Genomic DNA, 17,637 nt, shown 5'->3' on the forward strand with positions numbered 1-17,637 from the left:
CCTACGCCGCCGCGGGGTCCGTGAGCAGCCAGCCCAGGACCGTCGGCAGGGCGCTGAACGCCGCGAAGTGGGCGGCCGACGGATCGAGCACGGCGGTGGCGCTCGGGATGCGGGCCGCCAGCCACGAGGAGTGGGCGGCCGGGGTGAACACGTCCAGTTCGCCGTGCCACAGCAGGACCGGCACCCGGATGTCGGCGGGGTCGAAGCCCCAGGGGCGGCACAGGGCGAGCACGTCGTCGATCCAGCCGTAGGCCGAGGTGCGCAGCGCCTCACGGTAGTTGTGCAGCAGGCCCGTGCGGATGCCGTTGTCCGAGACGATCAGCCGGTCGGCGTCGGTCAGTTCGCCGCGCAGTTCGTCCAGCAGACGGGCGGGGTCGCTGCGGATCGCGGCCGAGCGCGGGATGAGACGGGCCGCGAACCCCTCGGGGTCACGGCCGGCTCTGCGGAACTCGCTGACGTTCGACGGCGCCATCCCCTCGAACCAGTCGAGGCCCTCCGCGTCACGGGGCGCGAGGCCCACCATCGCGGCCGCCCGTGTCACCCGGTGCGGCAGCAGGGCGGCGCAGGCGAGGGCGTGCGGGGCGCCGCCGGAGCGGCCCGCCACCGCGAACCGGTCCACGTCGAGCGCGTCGGCGACGTCGGTCACGTCCTGGACGACGTCCACGACCCTGCGGCCGGGCCGCCGGTCGGAGCCGCCGTAGCCGGGGCGGTCGTAGCTGATGAGCCAGGCGCCGCGCTGGTAGAGGAACATCGAGCGGGGACGCGGCCCGACCCGGCTGCCGGGCATGCCGTGCAGCAGGAACACCGGGCGGCCGCGCGGATCCCCCGTGCACTCGACCCGTAACAGCCTGCCGTCGGCCGTCCGTACGTGGTCGATGGCGCGCGCCCGCTCCGGCACAGCGCTCCCCCTCCCTCGGTCCGCGGACCGGGACGACGCTGCTTCGACATTGCCCCGGGCCCCCTTCCACGAAACGAACCGGGCTCGCTCCCGGACCGCCCCGCCACCGGTGTGACGCGTGTCGTAAAGGTTGCGCATGGAAGCCGCTGTGCTGTCGGTGGCGTGCGGTACGGTCAGGTCCGGGCGCCCCTGATGGTGCCGTGGCCGCCCCGGTGGCGTGGCCACCGACCCTGACGTCGCCGATGTGCCACCGAACGGGGGAGAGATACGGCATGTCTGAGTTCGCGGGGCTCAACCCGCATCGTGTGCGCCTGCTCGCCGACAAGCTGCAGGCCCTGGCGGACACCCTGGCCCGCGAGTCACCGAACATCCAGAAGCTGTTCGGCCAGTGGGGCGGCACCCTCAACCAGGGCATGCTGACCCGTCAGGTGACGCAGGTCCACGACGACGCGCGGGACATGGCCAAGCGGGCCGACGAGGCGCTGACCCTGCTGCACGGCCCGCGACTGGTGGATCCGAACGACCCGCACAAGGACATGATCAACGTGCCCTGGGACGTCTCGAAGATCAACACCACGTACGAGGCGCAGCAGGAGGCGCAGTACCTCAAGAGCGCCATGGACGACCCGGACGACCCCGCCTCGCGCGAGACGATCAACGAGATCTCCCAGTCGCTGTCCGACCACAAGGACGACGCGGCCTACCTCCAGGCGTTCATGGCGAACGGCGGCATGACCCAGGCCGCCCGCGCCGCGCGGATCCTGCACGGACAGGACGGCACGCACGACGGCGAGGTGCTCTCCAAGGAGTCCCAGCAGATCGTCGCCCGCTTCAGCCAGGGCGTCCAGGCCGCCACCAGCCTCGCCCAGGCGGGCAGGATCACCCTGCCGGCGAACGCCGTGGACGCGCTGACGAAGCCGCAGGGCGGCGACATGTGGTCCGTCGGCATGCTCTTCAAGTACGGCCCCGACGGCGACAAGTGGGACCCGAACGTGCTGTCGGCGGTGGGTGGCGCGATGCTGGACTGGCGCCAGAAGAACGAGATGCGGCCCGACTACGAGAAGGACCCGAACGGCTTCGTCGGCAGCTATGTGGGAGCCGACGACGCCTGGTACAAGTCGCTCGGCATCGACGTCGACTACCGCCACGGCGGCACCCCGATGGACCACGCGCGCGACATCGCGGCCATCGACGCCAACGACCCGTCCATCGCCCTGATGCAGCGGGTCAGCGAGAACGCGGACGCCTCCCGCCTGCTGGTCACCGGGAAGGAAGGCCCGCAGCACGCCGCGGCCCTCGTCAGCGACAAGTGGGCCACCCCCGGCCCGGACTCGTTCGACGACGCGAAGTTCCCCGCGGCCGTCATCCGCGCGGCGACGCTGGACCGGCAGCACCACCCCGACGCGTCGGCGGAGGCGGCCGCCAACCTGATCAACGCGGGCACCGCCGAGTACAACAAGGAGAAGACCAAGGACGACTACGACCGGGAGCAGTACCCGGTCAACAAGGGCATCACGAAGGCCCTGTCGACGGTCTTCCAGGCGTACGTGCCGGACTTCGCGGACTCCTCGGGCACGCCGGGCATGTCGGCCTACGCCAAGAACGGCGTGATCACCGTGGGCCACGACCAGGCCCGGGACTTCCTCAGCGAGATCATGCAGAACAAGGACGAGGCCGGAAACGTCATGCAGGCGATCGACGCGCAGATCAGCCTGTCGGCGCAGAGCGGCCTGGACGACAAGTCCAACACCGGCCGCCTGAGCGACTTCGCGGAGCTGCGCGGCACGGCGTTCGCCGCCGGCAAGGCGGTCAAGCTGGACGCGGACGCCCTGGTCGACGCGGAGAACACCCAGCGGCTGCTCTGGTTCAACATCGTGGCCAGCGGTGCCGCCGCCATCCCGAACCCGACGAGCAGCATCCTGCCGAACGCCATCCAGGCGGCCATCTGGGCCGGAATCCCCTACGGCGACTCGAAGTTCACGACCAACACGCAGGCGACGGACGCGGCCGCGTTCGCGCACGAGGGGTACGACCAGGCCGCCTTCATGAGCGTGCCGATCGTCCAGGGCCTGCTGCGCGCGCACAAGATAGCGCCGCCACCGGAGCACCCGGAGTGGGCCGACGGGAACATCCAGTTCCGCAAGGACACGAACGACGCCAAGGACTTCTACGCGTGGTGGAGTCACGACGTCAAGCAGCGGTGGGGCTACCTGCCCGACCATGTCGACCAGGACATGGCCAACAGCTTCAACCGAGGGAACCTATAGGGGCATGGGAGTGCCGAAAGTGTCAAGGTCCAGGGGTCCGGCGTCCGGTGGACGCGGTGGTGGCCGCGCGCGTCGCGGGCTTCTGCTGCTGTCCGCCCTCGGCCTGCTCGCCGGCGCCACCGCCTGCAACGACGGCGGCGGTGACGGCGCCTGGGAGGCGCCGGGCAAGGGGCAGGCGGCGGTGCTGCTGGACCGCGCGCACTCCGGCGCCCTCGACCTCGGCGACGACTTCGACGGGTTGACCACGGCGTCGGACGGCAGCGTCTACGTGCTGCGCAGCGGCGACGGCATACAGCGTGTGGCGAGAGACCGTACGGTGAAGTCCTCGCACAGCGGGCTGCGCGACGCCTCCGGCCTGGTGGCGCTGCCGGACGGCTCCCTGGTCTTCGGCCAGGACGACACCGTCGAGAAGCTGGACCGCGCCGGACACGTCAGCGCGCTCGCGGGCGCCACCGGCCCTCGGTTCTCCGACGGTGCCGTGACCGCCGTCGGGGTGCGCCCGGACGGCGAGTTGATCGTGATCGACGCCCACACGGTGTGGTCGCTCACCGGCAAGCTCGCCAAGCGCGTGTACCAGGTCCCGGCCGACGAGCGCAGGTCCCGGCACCTGTTCCCCACCTCCGACCTCGCCACGGTCGGCCCGGGCGGGTCGATCTACGTGGGCAGCGGCCCGCCGAACTCGGGGACGGTCACGCCCGGCGAGATCATCGCGATCCACGCCGACGGCTCGGTCGCCCCTCTCGCCCTGCCCCGGTCCGTCGCCGGGCTTCAGGGGAGTCCCGCCGACCTGCGGGTCGGTTCCTTCACCGCGGACGGGGCCGACGGCATCTACACCGACGCGTACGACGACGCGGGGACGTACGTCCTGCATCTGCACGCGGGGCGGGCGGAGCTGGTGGCCCGCCACCTGAGGTCGAAGGACACGGAGAACCCGGAGGACTGCCTGTTCACGCATCCGGTGGACGCGAAGAACCTGCCGTGCGACCTGCCCTCGTCCATCACCTACGGAGCGGGGAAGCTCGTGCTGGGCGGCCACACGAACCACCTGCTCCAGATCGGCATCATGTGACGCGTCGCGTACGCGACGCGCAACGCCTCAAGCAACGGGGAACGGACCATGGGCATACCCGACGAAGACAAGCTCGGCTATCTCTGCCGACAGGACATGAACAAGATCGAGACATCCGTCTCCTCCATCCGCGCCGCCATCACGGCCGTCAACAACCTCATCGGCTGCGAGACCTGGGTCGGCTCGGTCGCCGACCAGTGGGGCACCGACTTCCAGGGCCGCATGGGCGCGCTCGGCAAACTGTTCGACTCCTACCCGCCGGAGGAGAACCGCCTGGTCGCCAAGGCGCAGAAGGACCAGGCGGCCATGGACAACAAGCGCACTGCCGGGGCGGGCTGAGGGCGCGCCCCCGAAGGGGCGCGGTGAACCGCGGCGCCGGGCCGCGCCCGAGCGGGCGTACCGGAAGCCCCCTCGGGCGCCCGGCACACCCGGCGGGGACTCAGGCGTCCTTCTCGAACCTGCTCGGGACGGGGAAGTAGTCGTCCAGGAAGGTCCTCAGCACGCGGTCGCAGCGGTCGAAGTCCGCCTCCGTGGACAGGGTGTCGTTGAGGCAGAAGACCTTCCTGTCGCGGTGCAGCAGCAGCCGGTCCATCCGGTTCGCCGCGTTGGGCAGCGACACGTCGATGTAGACGTACGACAGGTCCGAGGGCACCGCCCGCTGGGTGTGGAACGCGTGGTAGTGGTAGAGGGACGAGGCGACGGACACGTCGTCCGGCCCCCGGAAGCGGGCCCCGGCCGTCGCCCGGTGCTGTTCGGGGTACTCCCGCTCGATCTCCTCCAGGACGGTGCGCCGCAGGGCGTGCGGGACGTGGCGCATCTTCTGCACCAGCGTCGTGCCGAAGCGCTCCTGGACCAGGGCCCTGTTGTTCTTGCCCGCGAGGGCGACCGGCGGGTCCTCCTGGTCGCGGGGGCCGAGCGGCACCAGCGCGGGCGAGGGGAAGAACTTGCTCAGGCCGCTGGCCAGGAAGAAGTCCTCGGGGTGGGCCTCCTTGCCGAGGAACACGTCGTCGTTGAAGTAGAGGAAGTGCTCGGACAGGCCGTCGATGTGGTGGAGCTGGCTCTCGATCGCGTGCGAGTTGAACGTGGGCAGGTGCTCGCCCCGGCTGAAGATGTCCCGGTGGCTGACGACCTCGATGCCCGGCTGGCTGGTGTCCAGCCAGGCCGGGGTCTGGTCGTCGGTGACGAGGTAGACGGTGCGGATCCACGGGGCGTTCATGCACAGGGAGCGGATCGAGTAGCGCAGCTCGTCGTGGTTGGCGTAGCGGCCCGCGTTGGCGGCCTCCGCGTGCAGTCCGTCGCTCGACACCGACGCCCGGCGGCGCAGCCACGCCGGGTCGCTGCCGTCGACCCAGGTGTACACCGCGTCCACGGGGAAGGTGACGTCCCCGGGGAGCAGCGCCGTGAACTCCTCACGCGTGCGCACGGTGGCGGTGGCGGTGGGGCGTTCCGGTACGGCCGGAGTCGCGAAGGCGGACGCCGGGGTGCGCACCTCGGGGGCGTCCAGGGGGATGGACTCGCTGACCGCGTTGCGCCGCGGCGCCCTCAGCACACCGTCCTCCGCGTCCCAGAACTCGACCTCGCAGGCCTGCTCGGGACCCAGCACCAGGCGGCCGCTCGGCTCCGTGTGGAACCAGAACAGGCTCAGCGCCGGCGCCTTGGCGACGGAGCGCCAGGCGTGCGCGTGGTAGGCGGGAAGGACGCGGGTGCCGCCCTCGCCGAGGGTCAGCAGATACGCCGGAACCTCACGCGACAGCTCCTGGAGCGCGCGCACGGCCCGCGACCGGTCAGCGGCACGGACGCCGACGACGGGCACATGGCGCTCCAGGCCGCGTACGCAGAAGTAGTCGACGCCCGAGCGTTCCAGAGCGCCCGTCACCCGGGACAGGTTGGCCGCCCGGACCAGGTGCGGGGACAGGTCGTCCAGGCACAGCGCCATCCGCGCACGGCCCTGCGCCCACGCCACGACGGCACCGGCGGCCGTGATCCGGGAGCGGTGCAGTTGGGCGAGCCCCGAGCGCCGGGCGCGGCGCACCTCCGCCGTCATGAACGAACCGCTCATCACGGCCTTGAGCCGGCGCCGCCCCTCGGGCGAGTAGCGGCGGGCGATCCCACGACGCAGCCGGTTCGGCATCAGCGCACGGTAGGCCTTGACGAGGGCGGCGCCCTCCACGTTGACCGAGCGCTTGCCCGCGGCCGCTTCGGCAACGGTGTTGCTGGGCAGCGGCTGGGTCACGGTCGTCCCCCCTGGTGCAGTTGAAGCCATGGTCATCTCCCCCGGTTCACCGGCCCCTTGAGGGCGCGTGGATCGCGGCGCCACCGGTCGTAGGGACCTTCACGGCTGGGAGATGTCACAGAAAACGGACAGGTTCCCTCCACGAGGAGTAACGGGGCTCACACACGAGAAAGGGAACGCGGGGCAACGGAATGCGGTCCTGCTGGCTGGCCGACAAGTGTCCGTCCGGTGCGGACGCGACCCGTCCGGCCGCCCGTCGCATCCCATCCCGCCCCGGCCCGAGGTGACCGAGCGTCATGAGCCAAGCCCTGTTGTCCCACGCCGTGACGATCGCGGCGAGCGCCCGCCGTACCGCCGGACGGGCCCGCCGCGGCATGGAGCAGCTGCGCACCGTCCCCGCGTTCGGCGGCTCGGGGCGCGGCCGGCCGAGCCTGCGCCCGATCCACCTCTCGGTGATCGGCGGCGGGACGCTGAACATCGCGGTCCCCCTGCCCCCCGGCGCCGAGGCGCCGGAAGAGGCGTATCTCCAGGTGGAGCGGCGCAACGAGTCACGCCGGGTGCCCCTGGAGGTGGAGCCCCAGTGGGAGGGCCCCACCCTGCTGACGGCCACCACCGCGCTGCGCCACCCCCGCCATGACGGACCCGAGCGCCCCGGCCTCGACGTGGGCGACGGCCTGTGGCAGCTGACCGTCGTCCTCGTGCACCGCTCGGGCACCGCGCGGCGGTTCGCCGTCCTGGCCCCGCCCGCCCCCGTCTCGACCGGGCCCACGCTCGCCTCCAGCCCGAGCGGCGGCTCCGGCGCCGTGTTCCGGGTCATGCGCTCGCTCGACGGCCTCGCCATGCTCAAGGTCACCGCGCCCCGCGCCCAGGCCGAGCTGACGGGCTTCACCGTGCGCTGGGACCGTGTCACCGTCCGCGGCCGGCTGATCGCGACCGCCGTCCCGCCCGCGTCCTTCACCGCCGAGGCGGTCCCCCGGGCCGGGGGCGCCGCCGTCCCGGTCTGGACCGACTGGCAGGGCGACCGCTTCACCTTCGACGTGCCGTTCTCCGCCATGACCGGGGCCATGGCCGAGGGCAGGAAGGCGGCGCAGCGCTGGGACCTGCGGCTGCGGCACGGCCGTACGACCCTGGACATCGGCCGCCGGCTGACCGACGTCAGGAACCCGCACAAGGTCCTGCGCACCACGTTCCGCACGCTCGCCCTGGAGGACGGCACGCTGCTGCGCGTCCACCCCCACCTCACCGGAGCCGGCAAGGCCACCGTGAACTGCACCATCATCACCACGATCGAGGACGGCACCCGATGAAGATCACCTTTCTGCTCACCTGGGCGGACGGGATGGGCGGAACGGAGATGGCCGTCTACACCCAGGCGGCCCACCTCGCGGGACGCCACGAGGTGGAGGTGCTCAGCGTCTTCAAGACCCGCGACGAGCCCTTCTTCGAAGCAGGCCGCGCGGTGCCGCGCCGCTACCTCGTGGACCGCACCGGCGAGGTCGGCCGGCCGGTGCGCGCCAGCACCCTGGACGAGACGACCTGCGCCGTCCTGACCTCGCTCCCGAGCGAGATCATCAAGCCCGAGTGGGAGTCCACGTTCGACCGGCTCTCCGACATCGAGATGACGTCGGCCCTGTCGACCCTGGACACCGACGTGCTGATCACCACGACTCCGGCGCTCATGGCCGCCGCGGCCGAACTGGTGCCCTGGGACGTCGTCACCGTCCACCAGGAGCACCGCGCCTCCCAGCTGCGCGGGGTCACCGGCGAGCCCCTGCTGATGTACGCGCCCGCCGTCGACGCGCTGGTCTCGCTGACCGAACGCACCAGCGAGTGGTTCGCCGACTCCCTCGGCGCGACCGCGCCGGTCCTGGCCGCGATACCCAACGCCGTCCCGGACGGCTTCCGGCCGCGCTCGGACCTCACGAACAAGACGATCGTGCTGGCCGCCCGCATGACGCCGGAGAAGCAGCTCGACCATGCCATCGAGGCGTTCGCGTCCCTGGCCGAGGAGCACCCCGACTGGACCATGCGCGTCTTCGGCGACGGGCCGCAGGAGGTGCGCCTGCGCCGCATGGTCGACGGGCTGAACCTGCACGACCGGGTCCACCTGCTGGGCCAGAGCGACCAGATGACCAGCGAGTGGGCCAAGGCCGGCCTGGCCGTGCTGCCCTCCCGCAACGAGGCGTTCCCGCTCGTCCTGCTGGAGATGATGGCCGCCGGACTGCCCATCGTCGCGTACGACATCGTCACCGGCCCCGCGGAGATCATCCGCCACGGCGTCGACGGCCTGCTCGTGCCCGCCGGGGACAAGGAGGCCCTCGCCGAGGCCATGTCCCGGCTGATGGCCGACGACGCGCTGCGCCGCTCCTACGGCGAGGCCGGGCGCACCGGTGTCCGGGACAGGTTCTCGGCACAGCGGATCACCGCGCAGTGGGAGGACCTCTTCACCCGGCTGACGGCCCGCCGGGGCTCGGCCGCCCGCGGCACGGACCGCGCGGACCGCATGGCCCGCCGGGCCGCCTTCGGGGGAAGCCGCCACTTCAACGTCGCCGCCCCCGTCACCCTGCTCGCGGCCTCCACCGACGAGCAGAAGGCCCGGGAGGTCCTGCTCCAGGCGCAGGACCGGACGGGCGGCCTCGTCCGCAGCGCCGGCCGGCTCGCCGAGGTGCGGGACGACATCCCCGCCGCACGCATGGCGGAGCTGAACCTCGACGTCGTGACCGACGCGCTGACCGCGCACGACGTGCCCTACCTGATGCTGCGCGACGGCTCCGCCACCCACCGTCTCGCCGTCGAGGTGGAGCACCGCGAGCGAGTGCTCGACGCGCTGGCCACCGAGCTCCACGCCAAGCCCGTCTACGCCGAGCTGATCACGCCCAAGGGCGTGGCGCCCGGCGCGGTGCTGGCCGAACGGCTGCGGACGGTCGGCGAGGTGATGGGACTGCGGGTGTTCAAGCCGGTGACCACGCAGAGCCGCACCCTGCGCTACGGCCCCGCCTACGGCTGCCAGATCGAGTTCTGGGCCGAGAACGACGAGAGCGACGAACTGCCCGGCTGGCGCAGGGCGCCCCGCGGCACCACCCTGGTCGGGCCCTGCCTGCCCGACCTGAAGCCCACCGCGCGACTGCGCGTCGGCGAGCGCGAGCATCCCACGGCGGCTGCGTTCACCGAACGCCTCATGGGGGACATCGACTTCCCCGTCGACGTCGTCTACACCTGGGTCGACGACACGGACCCCGCCTGGCGTGAGCGGCGCGACACCGCGAAGAAGGCCGCGGGCATCCTCGACGAGGCGTCCGAGGCGGCCGACAGCGGCGACGTGCGGTTCCGCAACCGCGACGAGCTGCGCTTCTCGCTGCGCTCGCTCGCGATGTACGCCCCCTGGGTGCGCGACATCTACCTCGTCACCGACGACCAGACCCCCCACTGGCTGGACACGACCCAGCCGGGCATCAAGGTCGTCAGCCACCGCGACATCTTCCGCGACCCGAGCTGGCTGCCGACGTTCAACTCCCACGCCATCGAGAGCCAACTGCACCGAATCGAGGGCCTGTCGGAGCACTTCCTCTACTTCAACGACGACGTCTTCCTGGGCCGCCCCGTCACCCCGCAGGCCTTCTTCACCGCGGGCGGCAACAGCCGCTGCTTCTGGTCGCCGACCGCGATCCCGCCCGTGCCGCCGTCCCCGGAGGACGAGGGCTACTTCGCCGCCGCCAAGAACAACCGGGCTCTGCTGCAGCGGGACTTCGCGCGCACGGCGACCCACGGCTTCCTGCACACCCCGCACCCGCTGCGGCGCAGTGTGCTCGCCGAGATCGAGGAGGCGTACGCGACGGAGGTCGCCGCCACGGCGTCCGGGACCTTCCGGGCGAACACCGACCTGTCCGTGCCGTCCTCGCTGCACCACCACTACGGCTACCTGACCGGCCGGGCGCAGCCCTCCACCATCTCCAGCACCTTCATCAACGTCGGCCGCTACGACCACCACACCCGTCTGAGCCGCCTGCTGGCCAGCCGCAGCCACAGCGTGTTCTGCATCGGCGAGTCCGCGGACGCCGAGGTCCCCACCGACGAACAGGACCGCGTGCTGAGGGCCTTCCTCAACGCGTACTTCCCGGTGCCCTCGCGGTTCGAGCGATCCGGCGGGCAGGGCTTCGAGCGGAGCGGGGACCAGGGACGTGCTTGACCAGAACATCCATGACGGCGGGACGCGTGAGGTCCGGGAGCCGCGGGAGGACCGGGCCGCCCGGACCGGCCGGGCCGCCGGTGAACGCCCCCGACGCATCTACCTGTTGGACGCGCTGCGGCTGATCGCCGCGCTCGCCGTGCTGTCGTACCACTACATGGCCCGCGGCGGCGGCTGGCACACGGACGTCAAGGCGGTCTTCCCGACGGCCTTCCCGTTCGCCGCCTACGGCTGGCTGGGCGTCCAGCTCTTCTTCCTGATCAGCGGCTTCGTCATCTGCATGAGCTGCTGGGGCAAGTCGCTGCGGGAGTTCTTCGTCTCGCGGGTGGTGCGGCTGTATCCGGCCTACTGGTTCGCGGTCGTCGCCACCACGGTGACCGTCGCGGTGATTCCCGGCGGCGCCTCCAGGCCGCGCTGGAGCGACGTCCTCACCAACCTGACGATGCTTCAGGAAGCGTTCGGCGTCGAGCACGTGGACGGTGCCTACTGGTCGCTCTTCGCGGAGCTGCGGTTCTATCTGCTGTTCGCCGTCGTCGCCTGGTGGGGCCTGACCTACCGCCGTGTGCTGCTGTTCGCCTGCGTCTGGGCGGCGGCCAGCGTGCTCTACGCCCGGGCCCCGGTCGACGATCCGATCAGGGTGCTGATCATGCCGGACGACAGCTGGTACTTCATCGCCGGCATCGCGCTCTACCTCATGCACCGGTTCCGCCCGAACCTGATGCTGTGGGGCGTGGTCCTGCTGTGCTTCTGCTCCTCGCTGCCCTTCGCGCTGAACACGTGGAAGAACACCGCCACGTACATGGGCCACGCGGTCCCGTCCTGGCCGGTGGTCCTCATCATCGCCGCGAGCTTCGGGGTCATGGCGCTCGTCGCCACCAAGGACCTCTCCTTCATCAGATGGCGATGGCTGAGCTACGCGGGCGCCCTCACCTACCCGCTGTACCTGCTGCACCAGGTCATCGGCCGCGAGCTGTTCTCCCTCCTGGACGGCCGCATGCCCACCTACGCGCTGCTCGCCCTGGTGGTCACCGGCATGCTGGCGGCCGCCTGGCTGGTGCACCGCTTCGTGGAACGCCCGCTGGGGCGGCGCCTGAAGCACGGCCTCGCCCAGCTCTGATCCGGGCCGCCGGATCCCCGTACGTCTCTCCCCGCTCTACCCGTTGTGGAAGGTCCCCCAGGCCATGCGTCTGTTCAATCGCCTCTCCGCCGTCTCGCTCCCGGGCCGGCGCCCGCCCACAGGCGTGGCACCCCATGTCCAGATCTGCGCCCACACCGACGACGATCTGTACTTCATGACACCGGACCTGTGGGAGGCCGTGGAGGCCGGAACACCCCAGGTCAGCGTCTACCTGACCACGGGCGAGGCGGACGGCGTCAACCTGGCCATGGACGATCCGGCCCGCAAGGACGCGACGCCGGACTTCCCCGGCTACACCGCCGCCCGCCAGCACGGCATCCGCGCCGCCTACGCCTTCATGGTCACGGGTGACCGCCGGGCGCCCTGGGAGCGTTCCACCACGCGGATCGGCGACCTGACAGCGGAGATCAGCACCCTCGAGGACGGCCGCATCACCCTGATCTTCCTCAACCTGCGCACCGGTCGAGGCGCCCCGGAGGCGAACCTCGCGGCCCTGTGGCGGAAGTCCAGCGCCAGGATCGCCACCCTGCGTCCGACCTCCAGCCCTCTCCCCGCCCGCGAGGACGGCCAGTCGCTGACCCGGGACGCCGTCATCGACGTGCTGGCCGAGGTGCTGCGGCGCCACGAGCCGTCCGTCGTGCGCATCATGGACCCCGACCCGCAGTGGACCGCCGTCGACAAGGCGAGCGGCGGCATCACCTACTGCGACAACCCCGACCACACCGCCACGGCGCTGTTCGCCATGGCGGCGCTGGAGAGGCACGAGAAGTCCGGGCGGCGGCGGCCGGCGGCCGTCGAGAGCTACGTCGGGTACTGCAACAAGCTGCGCCCCCGCACCCTCAGCCCCCAGCAGGCAGCCCGCAAGTTCTCCTACCTGACGGTCTACGGCGGTGAGGACGGCCACGACTGCGAGCAGCCGCCGGGGCTGTGCGGGGACAGGCCGCTGGGCGACCGGGCGTACAACCGCTTCTACGGGCAGAGCACCAACTACCGCTGGCAGACCAGCACCAGCTGGCTCCAGCAGCTGGCCGACGGCCGGCTGGCCGCGTTCACCGTGCTCGGCGGCCGGCCGGTGGTGTGGACCCAGGACCGGCCGGGCGGCGACAGCTGGTCGGGTCCGGCGCCGCTCGGTCGCGTCCCGGACGGCGACGGACGCTTCCTGCCCCGCCTCGACGTGACGCGCGACGCGGACGGCCGTATCCACGTCCTCGGGATGCGGGCAGCGGTCGGCCCCTCCCCCGAGCACCAGCAGCGCGACCTCATGCACCTCACCCAGGACGGCGCGAGCGGCCCGTTCGGCACCTGGACCGACCTCCGTAGCCCCTACGCCGCCTCCGCGCCGCACGAGGCCCGCCGCCGCTCCCTGGGCATGCCGGTGCTCACCGCCTCGGGCAAGGGCGTTCACCTCGCCCTGCGCAACTACGGCTCCGGGCTCAGCGGGCGCCTGTTCACCGACGGTGAGTGGGGGCCGTGGAGCGACCTCAAGGGCGGGGTCCTGGAGGGCCTGTCCGCGCTCACCCGGCGCGACGGCAGCGTCGAGCTGTACGCCACCAGCAGCAACCGGGACATGGGCATGCTGCGCTGGCACCAGTCCGCCCCCGGTGTGGACTTCGTCCGTGATTACGGCACCCAGCTCCCGGCTCCCGCGGCCCCCGCGACCCTGGTCGAGCAGCCGGACGGCCGTCTGCTGATGTTCTCCCGCCAACCCGGCACCGGCTGGCTCGTCGCCCACCACCAGGACCGGCCGGACGGCGCCTGGACCACCCAGCCCGACCTCGTCGCCACCACACCGGGCTTCGGCCCCCTCGCCCACACCGTGCTGCCCTCCGGCCAGGTCGCCCTGGTCCAGCGCACGGACGAGGGGGGCCTGAGCCTGTGCGTCCAGCCCCTGGACGGCACCCCGGTCCACACGCGCTGGACGCCCCTCGGAGGCGGCCCCTTCGTGCACACCCCGGCCACCGCCCTGGACGCCCACGGCCGCCTGGTCGTCGCCCACATCGACCCCCAGACCTGTCTGCGCACCCTCACCCTCGACCCGTCCGACGCCCACGGCGAACCCGCGGTCCCCGGGTGGGTCACGCATCACGTCCCGGAGTGCCGCCCGACGGCGTGAACGCGCGGGGCCGGTTCGAACCGGTTCGCAAGGGCACACATTTACCCATATCTTGTGAAGATCACATATCCTCCCCCTCTCGCACATCGATCAACCGCCGTGGCCGCCCGCCCCGTTGGAGACATCTCCACACCTCAGACCAAGGGCGACCACGCAGGGGGGAAGGAAAACCCATGAAGAAGTCGACCACGCTGCGGCGCCGCCTCGCCGTCACCACGCTCACCGCTCTCACCGTCGGCGCGGGCGTCCTGGCGACCGCGCCCTCGGCCGCGGCCAAGGCGAACGCGCTCACCATCAACCGCGTGTCGCTCCAGAGCCCGGACGTGCAGGTGCAGCTCACCTACTCCTGCGACCCGGACCTGGGCACGGAGCTCGTGGCCAACGCGACGGCCATCGGCGGCAAGACGGACGGAGCCGTCGCCGCGGGCATCCTCAGGGAGAACAAGCTCGTCTGCGACTACGGCGACCACACCACGAAGGTGACCCTGCACCCGGTGGGAGGGACGCACCTCGCCAAGGGGGACAAGGTCAAGGTCGCCGTCTACTACTTCGACCGTGACGGCTACAGCACCGCCGACCAGACGGCCGTCGTCGTCCTGTGACCCGACGCCACTGACACCCTCGCGTCGGGGCGGCACCCGACCCGGGCGCCGCCCCGACGCGTCACCACGCACCCCCGGTCGCCACCGCCGTCAGCGAACGGACCACCGCACGCCGCGGCCGTCGAGCGACCCTCACATCTGACGACCCCGCCCCCTCATCGGCTCCGCCGCACGGAGGCGACCACCGCGCAGACGACGCCGGTCGCGGCGAGGCAGCCCAGCATGACCAGCCCGACCCCGATGACGAAGAGGCCGCTGGAGTCGTCCGACCAGTCGTAGAAGGCGGCGGCTGTCAGCCCGGCCGTGGTACCGGCCACGGCGGCCACGACATGCCGGCGCCACGCCGCCCAGCACACCGGGACCAGCAGCGTCAGTACCAGTCCGGCGATCTGCCACGCCCCGTACGGGCCGGTCGTCGTCCCGTCGGGGTGCGCGTCACGCCGCTGATCCCAGCCCATCCAGCCGGCCCACGCCCCGACCGCCAGCGCGGCCAGGGCGACGAGCGCCGCCGTCTCGGACACGGGCTTCCACAGTGCTGTTCTCATACGACGAGCCTGCCGGTCCACCGCAGCACCGCCCAGAGCACGCGTACTCAACCGCCCCTGAGTACGGCCGGCCGCCACAGGCACGGTCAGAACGGCCCGTGCCGCATCTGCTCGACGTTCTGGCGGACAATGGCCAGAGCCTCCTCGGGGTGCCCGAGGTCATGGGCGGCACCTCCTTGTCCCCCACGAGTCTCACGACAGCCTGGCTCCTTCGCGTACGCACAGCATTGGCACGCTCCATCAAAGGATGACGGGCGGTTCATCCTCCTCTACGAGAACACGGCGGAACCGGCGGCCGAGACTGGACAGGTCCCGAGGCGGAGCCCAGGCGGCGGCGCCCGGGAGTGCCCCGTGCTCCTCGACAAGCCCCGAACCGGGAGGGATCGTGTCCGTCCTTCGTCTCCGCGCGCCAACCTCGGCACCCGCACCCGCACGGTACGGGGCCCTGGCCCGGGCACTGGGCGGTGGCCTGGTCATGGCCGTGGCACTCGGCACGGGCACCGCACTCGGCCCTGCCCTGGCGCATGCCGCCGGTGTCGACGGCCTGCCCGCACGGCTGATCCCGGCGGCGTTCGTCACCGCGCTGGCCGTACCGCTGATCGTCCGCCTCGCACGCCCCGGCTCCCTCGGATTCGGCAGTGCGGCCCGCAGTGCGCGAGCGTTCCTCACCGGTGCGGGGGTCACGGCCGCGGCGGCGGCGCTCGTTCTGGGCGCGGGCACGGCCGGCGGCATGCTGCGTTGGGGGCGGCCCGACCTCGCGTCCCTCGCCGGATTCCTCCTCTCCAACACCGCGGTCGCCCTCCTGCTCGAAGCCCTGCCGGAGGAAGCGACCCTGCGCGGCTACACCTGGACCTCGCTGCACGAGCGCTTCGGCGCCACCGCCTCTGCCCTGGGCACGACGGCGGTCTTCCTGCCGGTACCGGGAGTCGCCTCGCTGGTGCATGCCGGAGTGGCGCGGCTGATCGGCGAGGAACCGGGGCCGGTGGGACCGGCCCCGGACGGGCAGAACCCGGTCGACTACCTCATCCTGCTGACCGTGTTCGGACTGATGCTCGCCGCTGCGAGAACCGCACGGGCAGGCGCGCCGTTGTGGACCGCGATCGGAGCTCACCTCACCTTCCTGACGGTGAACCGGATCGCGCTGCAGGGCACCGACCGTGCCGCGGGCTGGTCCGCGGAGCAGACGACACCGCACGCGGCGCTGCTCATCCCGGCCTACGTACTGGTCGCCACCGCCGGCTTCCTGGCCTGCGGCCGCATCACACGCCGCGGCTCCTGAACACCCCGGTCAACTCCCCGACCCAGGCAGGGGCGTACACCTTGAGGGGCTACGGGGCGGGGGCCGAACGAGGGATCCTGCGGGGGTTCGGCGTGGAGGGCGTGGGGGCGCCTCGGCAGTGCTAGGCGTGAAACCGAGGTTAGTCGCGAAGACGTCCCTGTCGTTGAACGGCCGGTGGAACTGGCGTCTGTTCGGTGGCTTCCCGAACGGCTTCGTCGGTCCCACAAGCAGTGCAGATCCGAACGTCACGGTCGAGTGACATCCGGGACCAGCGGGCCGTCCGCCGAGTGGGCCGCAGCAGCCCCCGACCGGCTCGCCAGGCCCGCCGCGGCCGTGGTCGACGAATCCCATCAGCGGGTGGTGCCCGAACGTCTCCTTCCAGGTCGCGGCGGCGTCATGCTTCCTGGAGTGCGCCAGGACGAGGATGCCTCGAGGTCCACGAGCACCTGCTCACGTGCGTCCGACGCCGCATCCCCGGCCAACCGCCATACGGGTGCGCGCACTTCGGCGCGGGCGCTGCGGAGCGCGGCCAAAATCCGCTTGCCGCCCGACGCCAACTGGCCAACCAGGCGGGAGACCATCGAGTCGAAGGCCACTGGCCCGAACACGGCCGGCCCAGACGTCGTAATGACGAACGAGACCCGAGTAACTGTTGGATTAGATATCAGATATCCCAACCAACAGCTCAGGGGCCTCGTTCGTCACGCTTCGCGGAACTTCACCTGGTACGCAGTCAGGTCGCTGTCACTCTCGTCAGGGAGTCTCCCGCCACTGCACCCCGCAGCCGTGTCGAATTTGAAAGGATCCGCTGCGAAGGCTCTTCACCCAGAAGCAACAGGTCGACATACCCTGGAATTTCCACACCACCGTACAGGACTACTGAATCCCAGTCATCGGCGTCGGTGATTCCGCGATAGTCGCACACAAGCGCGCGGGTAGGTGTCGACACTCGAGACACGGTCGACATGACGGCAGAACTGAACGCCTTGATCTGTTCAAGCCTCAAGCCATCCACCCAGAATGTCTGGACTTCGCAGCCAAGCGGTTCACATGCATACGAGTCAACGACATTGACATCCGCCGTGATCCACCAATTGATGCTGATGGACGGAAGCCTGAGCCCAACGAGTTGGTCGAGTACATCAAAATCGACGGGAACGTCATCGCCGTCGACGTTGACCACCGTGGCGACCTTGGTCGTGGGGTGCTCGAGAGTCACGCCGTGCTGATTGAATGCAGTCACCTGATCGGAAAAGACCGACTCGGCACCCGCCTCACGGTACCAGCGAATAAATCCGTCTCCCACT

13 protein-coding genes and 1 pseudogene are annotated in these 17,637 nt (G+C 71.3%); 9 read left to right on the forward strand and 5 right to left on the reverse strand.

All coding sequences use genetic code 11. The features are described from left to right. Position 1: 1 nt before the first annotated feature. Positions 2-898, reverse strand: a complete 897-nt coding sequence (locus AB0C59_RS07635) for an alpha/beta hydrolase (protein WP_363001663.1) — start codon at positions 896-898, stop codon at positions 2-4. Positions 899-1,170: 272 nt separating this feature from the next. Between AB0C59_RS07635 and AB0C59_RS07640 the strand changes: the two genes are divergently transcribed. From AB0C59_RS07640 to AB0C59_RS07650, 3 genes are read left to right on the forward strand one after another with little or no spacing between them, the layout of a single operon-like run. After that, complete coding sequence (locus tag AB0C59_RS07640) at positions 1,171-3,165, forward strand: hypothetical protein (protein ID WP_363001665.1); 1,995 nt, start codon at positions 1,171-1,173, stop codon at positions 3,163-3,165. A 19-nt stretch (positions 3,166-3,184) separates the two neighbouring features. Then, positions 3,185-4,234 carry a hypothetical protein gene (locus AB0C59_RS07645; protein ID WP_363001667.1) on the forward strand — a complete coding sequence of 350 codons (1,050 nt, stop codon included), beginning with the start codon at positions 3,185-3,187 and terminating at the stop codon, positions 4,232-4,234. A 48-nt stretch (positions 4,235-4,282) separates the two neighbouring features. Then, positions 4,283-4,573, forward strand: a complete 291-nt coding sequence (locus tag AB0C59_RS07650; RefSeq protein WP_363001669.1) for a hypothetical protein — start codon at positions 4,283-4,285, stop codon at positions 4,571-4,573. Positions 4,574-4,673: 100 nt separating this feature from the next. Here the strand turns inward: AB0C59_RS07650 and AB0C59_RS07655 are convergent, their stop codons facing one another. Beyond that, positions 4,674-6,467: a stealth family protein gene (locus tag AB0C59_RS07655; RefSeq protein WP_363001671.1), complete on the reverse strand. Its 1,794-nt coding sequence runs from the start codon at positions 6,465-6,467 to the stop codon at positions 4,674-4,676. 296 nt (positions 6,468-6,763) lie between these two features. Here AB0C59_RS07655 and AB0C59_RS07660 point away from each other — a divergent pair, with 296 nt between their 5' ends. The 5 genes from AB0C59_RS07660 (at position 6,764) to AB0C59_RS07680 (ending at position 14,506) form a co-directional block, all read left to right on the forward strand. Next, positions 6,764-7,774, forward strand: a complete 1,011-nt coding sequence (locus AB0C59_RS07660) for a hypothetical protein (protein ID WP_363001673.1) — start codon at positions 6,764-6,766, stop codon at positions 7,772-7,774. Beyond that, positions 7,771-10,653, forward strand: a complete 2,883-nt coding sequence (locus AB0C59_RS07665) for a stealth conserved region 3 domain-containing protein (RefSeq protein WP_363001675.1) — start codon at positions 7,771-7,773, stop codon at positions 10,651-10,653. Before AB0C59_RS07660 ends, AB0C59_RS07665 begins: the two co-directional genes overlap by 4 nt. Beyond that, entirely contained in the window at positions 10,646-11,770 is a 1,125-nt protein-coding gene (locus AB0C59_RS07670) for an acyltransferase (protein ID WP_363001677.1), read from the forward strand. Before AB0C59_RS07665 ends, AB0C59_RS07670 begins: the two co-directional genes overlap by 8 nt. Positions 11,771-11,834: 64 nt before the next feature. After that, a complete protein-coding gene (locus AB0C59_RS07675; protein WP_363001679.1) occupies positions 11,835-13,904 on the forward strand; it encodes a PIG-L family deacetylase in 2,070 nt (689 codons plus the stop codon). Between the two features lie 173 nt (positions 13,905-14,077). Then, positions 14,078-14,506: a hypothetical protein gene (locus tag AB0C59_RS07680; protein WP_363001681.1), complete on the forward strand. Its 429-nt coding sequence runs from the start codon at positions 14,078-14,080 to the stop codon at positions 14,504-14,506. Between the two features lie 155 nt (positions 14,507-14,661). Here the strand turns inward: AB0C59_RS07680 and AB0C59_RS07685 are convergent, their stop codons facing one another. Further along, a complete protein-coding gene (locus AB0C59_RS07685; RefSeq protein WP_363001683.1) occupies positions 14,662-15,051 on the reverse strand; it encodes a hypothetical protein in 390 nt (129 codons plus the stop codon). A 385-nt stretch (positions 15,052-15,436) separates the two neighbouring features. On the opposite strand from AB0C59_RS07685, the gene AB0C59_RS07690 reads away from it, so the two are divergent. Further along, positions 15,437-16,330 (forward strand): CPBP family glutamic-type intramembrane protease, encoded by an 894-nt coding sequence (locus AB0C59_RS07690; RefSeq protein ID WP_363001685.1) that lies wholly within the window; start codon positions 15,437-15,439, stop codon positions 16,328-16,330. A 306-nt stretch (positions 16,331-16,636) separates the two neighbouring features. Here AB0C59_RS07690 and AB0C59_RS07695 read toward each other — a convergent pair. Together AB0C59_RS07695 and AB0C59_RS07700 are read right to left on the reverse strand one after the other, a co-directional pair. Beyond that, positions 16,637-16,950 (reverse strand): annotated as a pseudogene (locus tag AB0C59_RS07695) (IS1380 family transposase); the annotation flags it as partial. A 113-nt stretch (positions 16,951-17,063) separates the two neighbouring features. Further along, on the reverse strand, positions 17,064-17,636 hold the full coding sequence (locus AB0C59_RS07700) for a hypothetical protein (RefSeq protein WP_363001687.1): 573 nt from the start codon (positions 17,634-17,636) through the stop codon (positions 17,064-17,066). Position 17,637 lies beyond the last annotated feature (1 nt).

This window comes from Streptomyces sp. NPDC048664, from assembly GCF_040650555.1.
Taxonomy (GTDB): Bacteria; Actinomycetota; Actinomycetes; order Streptomycetales; family Streptomycetaceae; genus Streptomyces.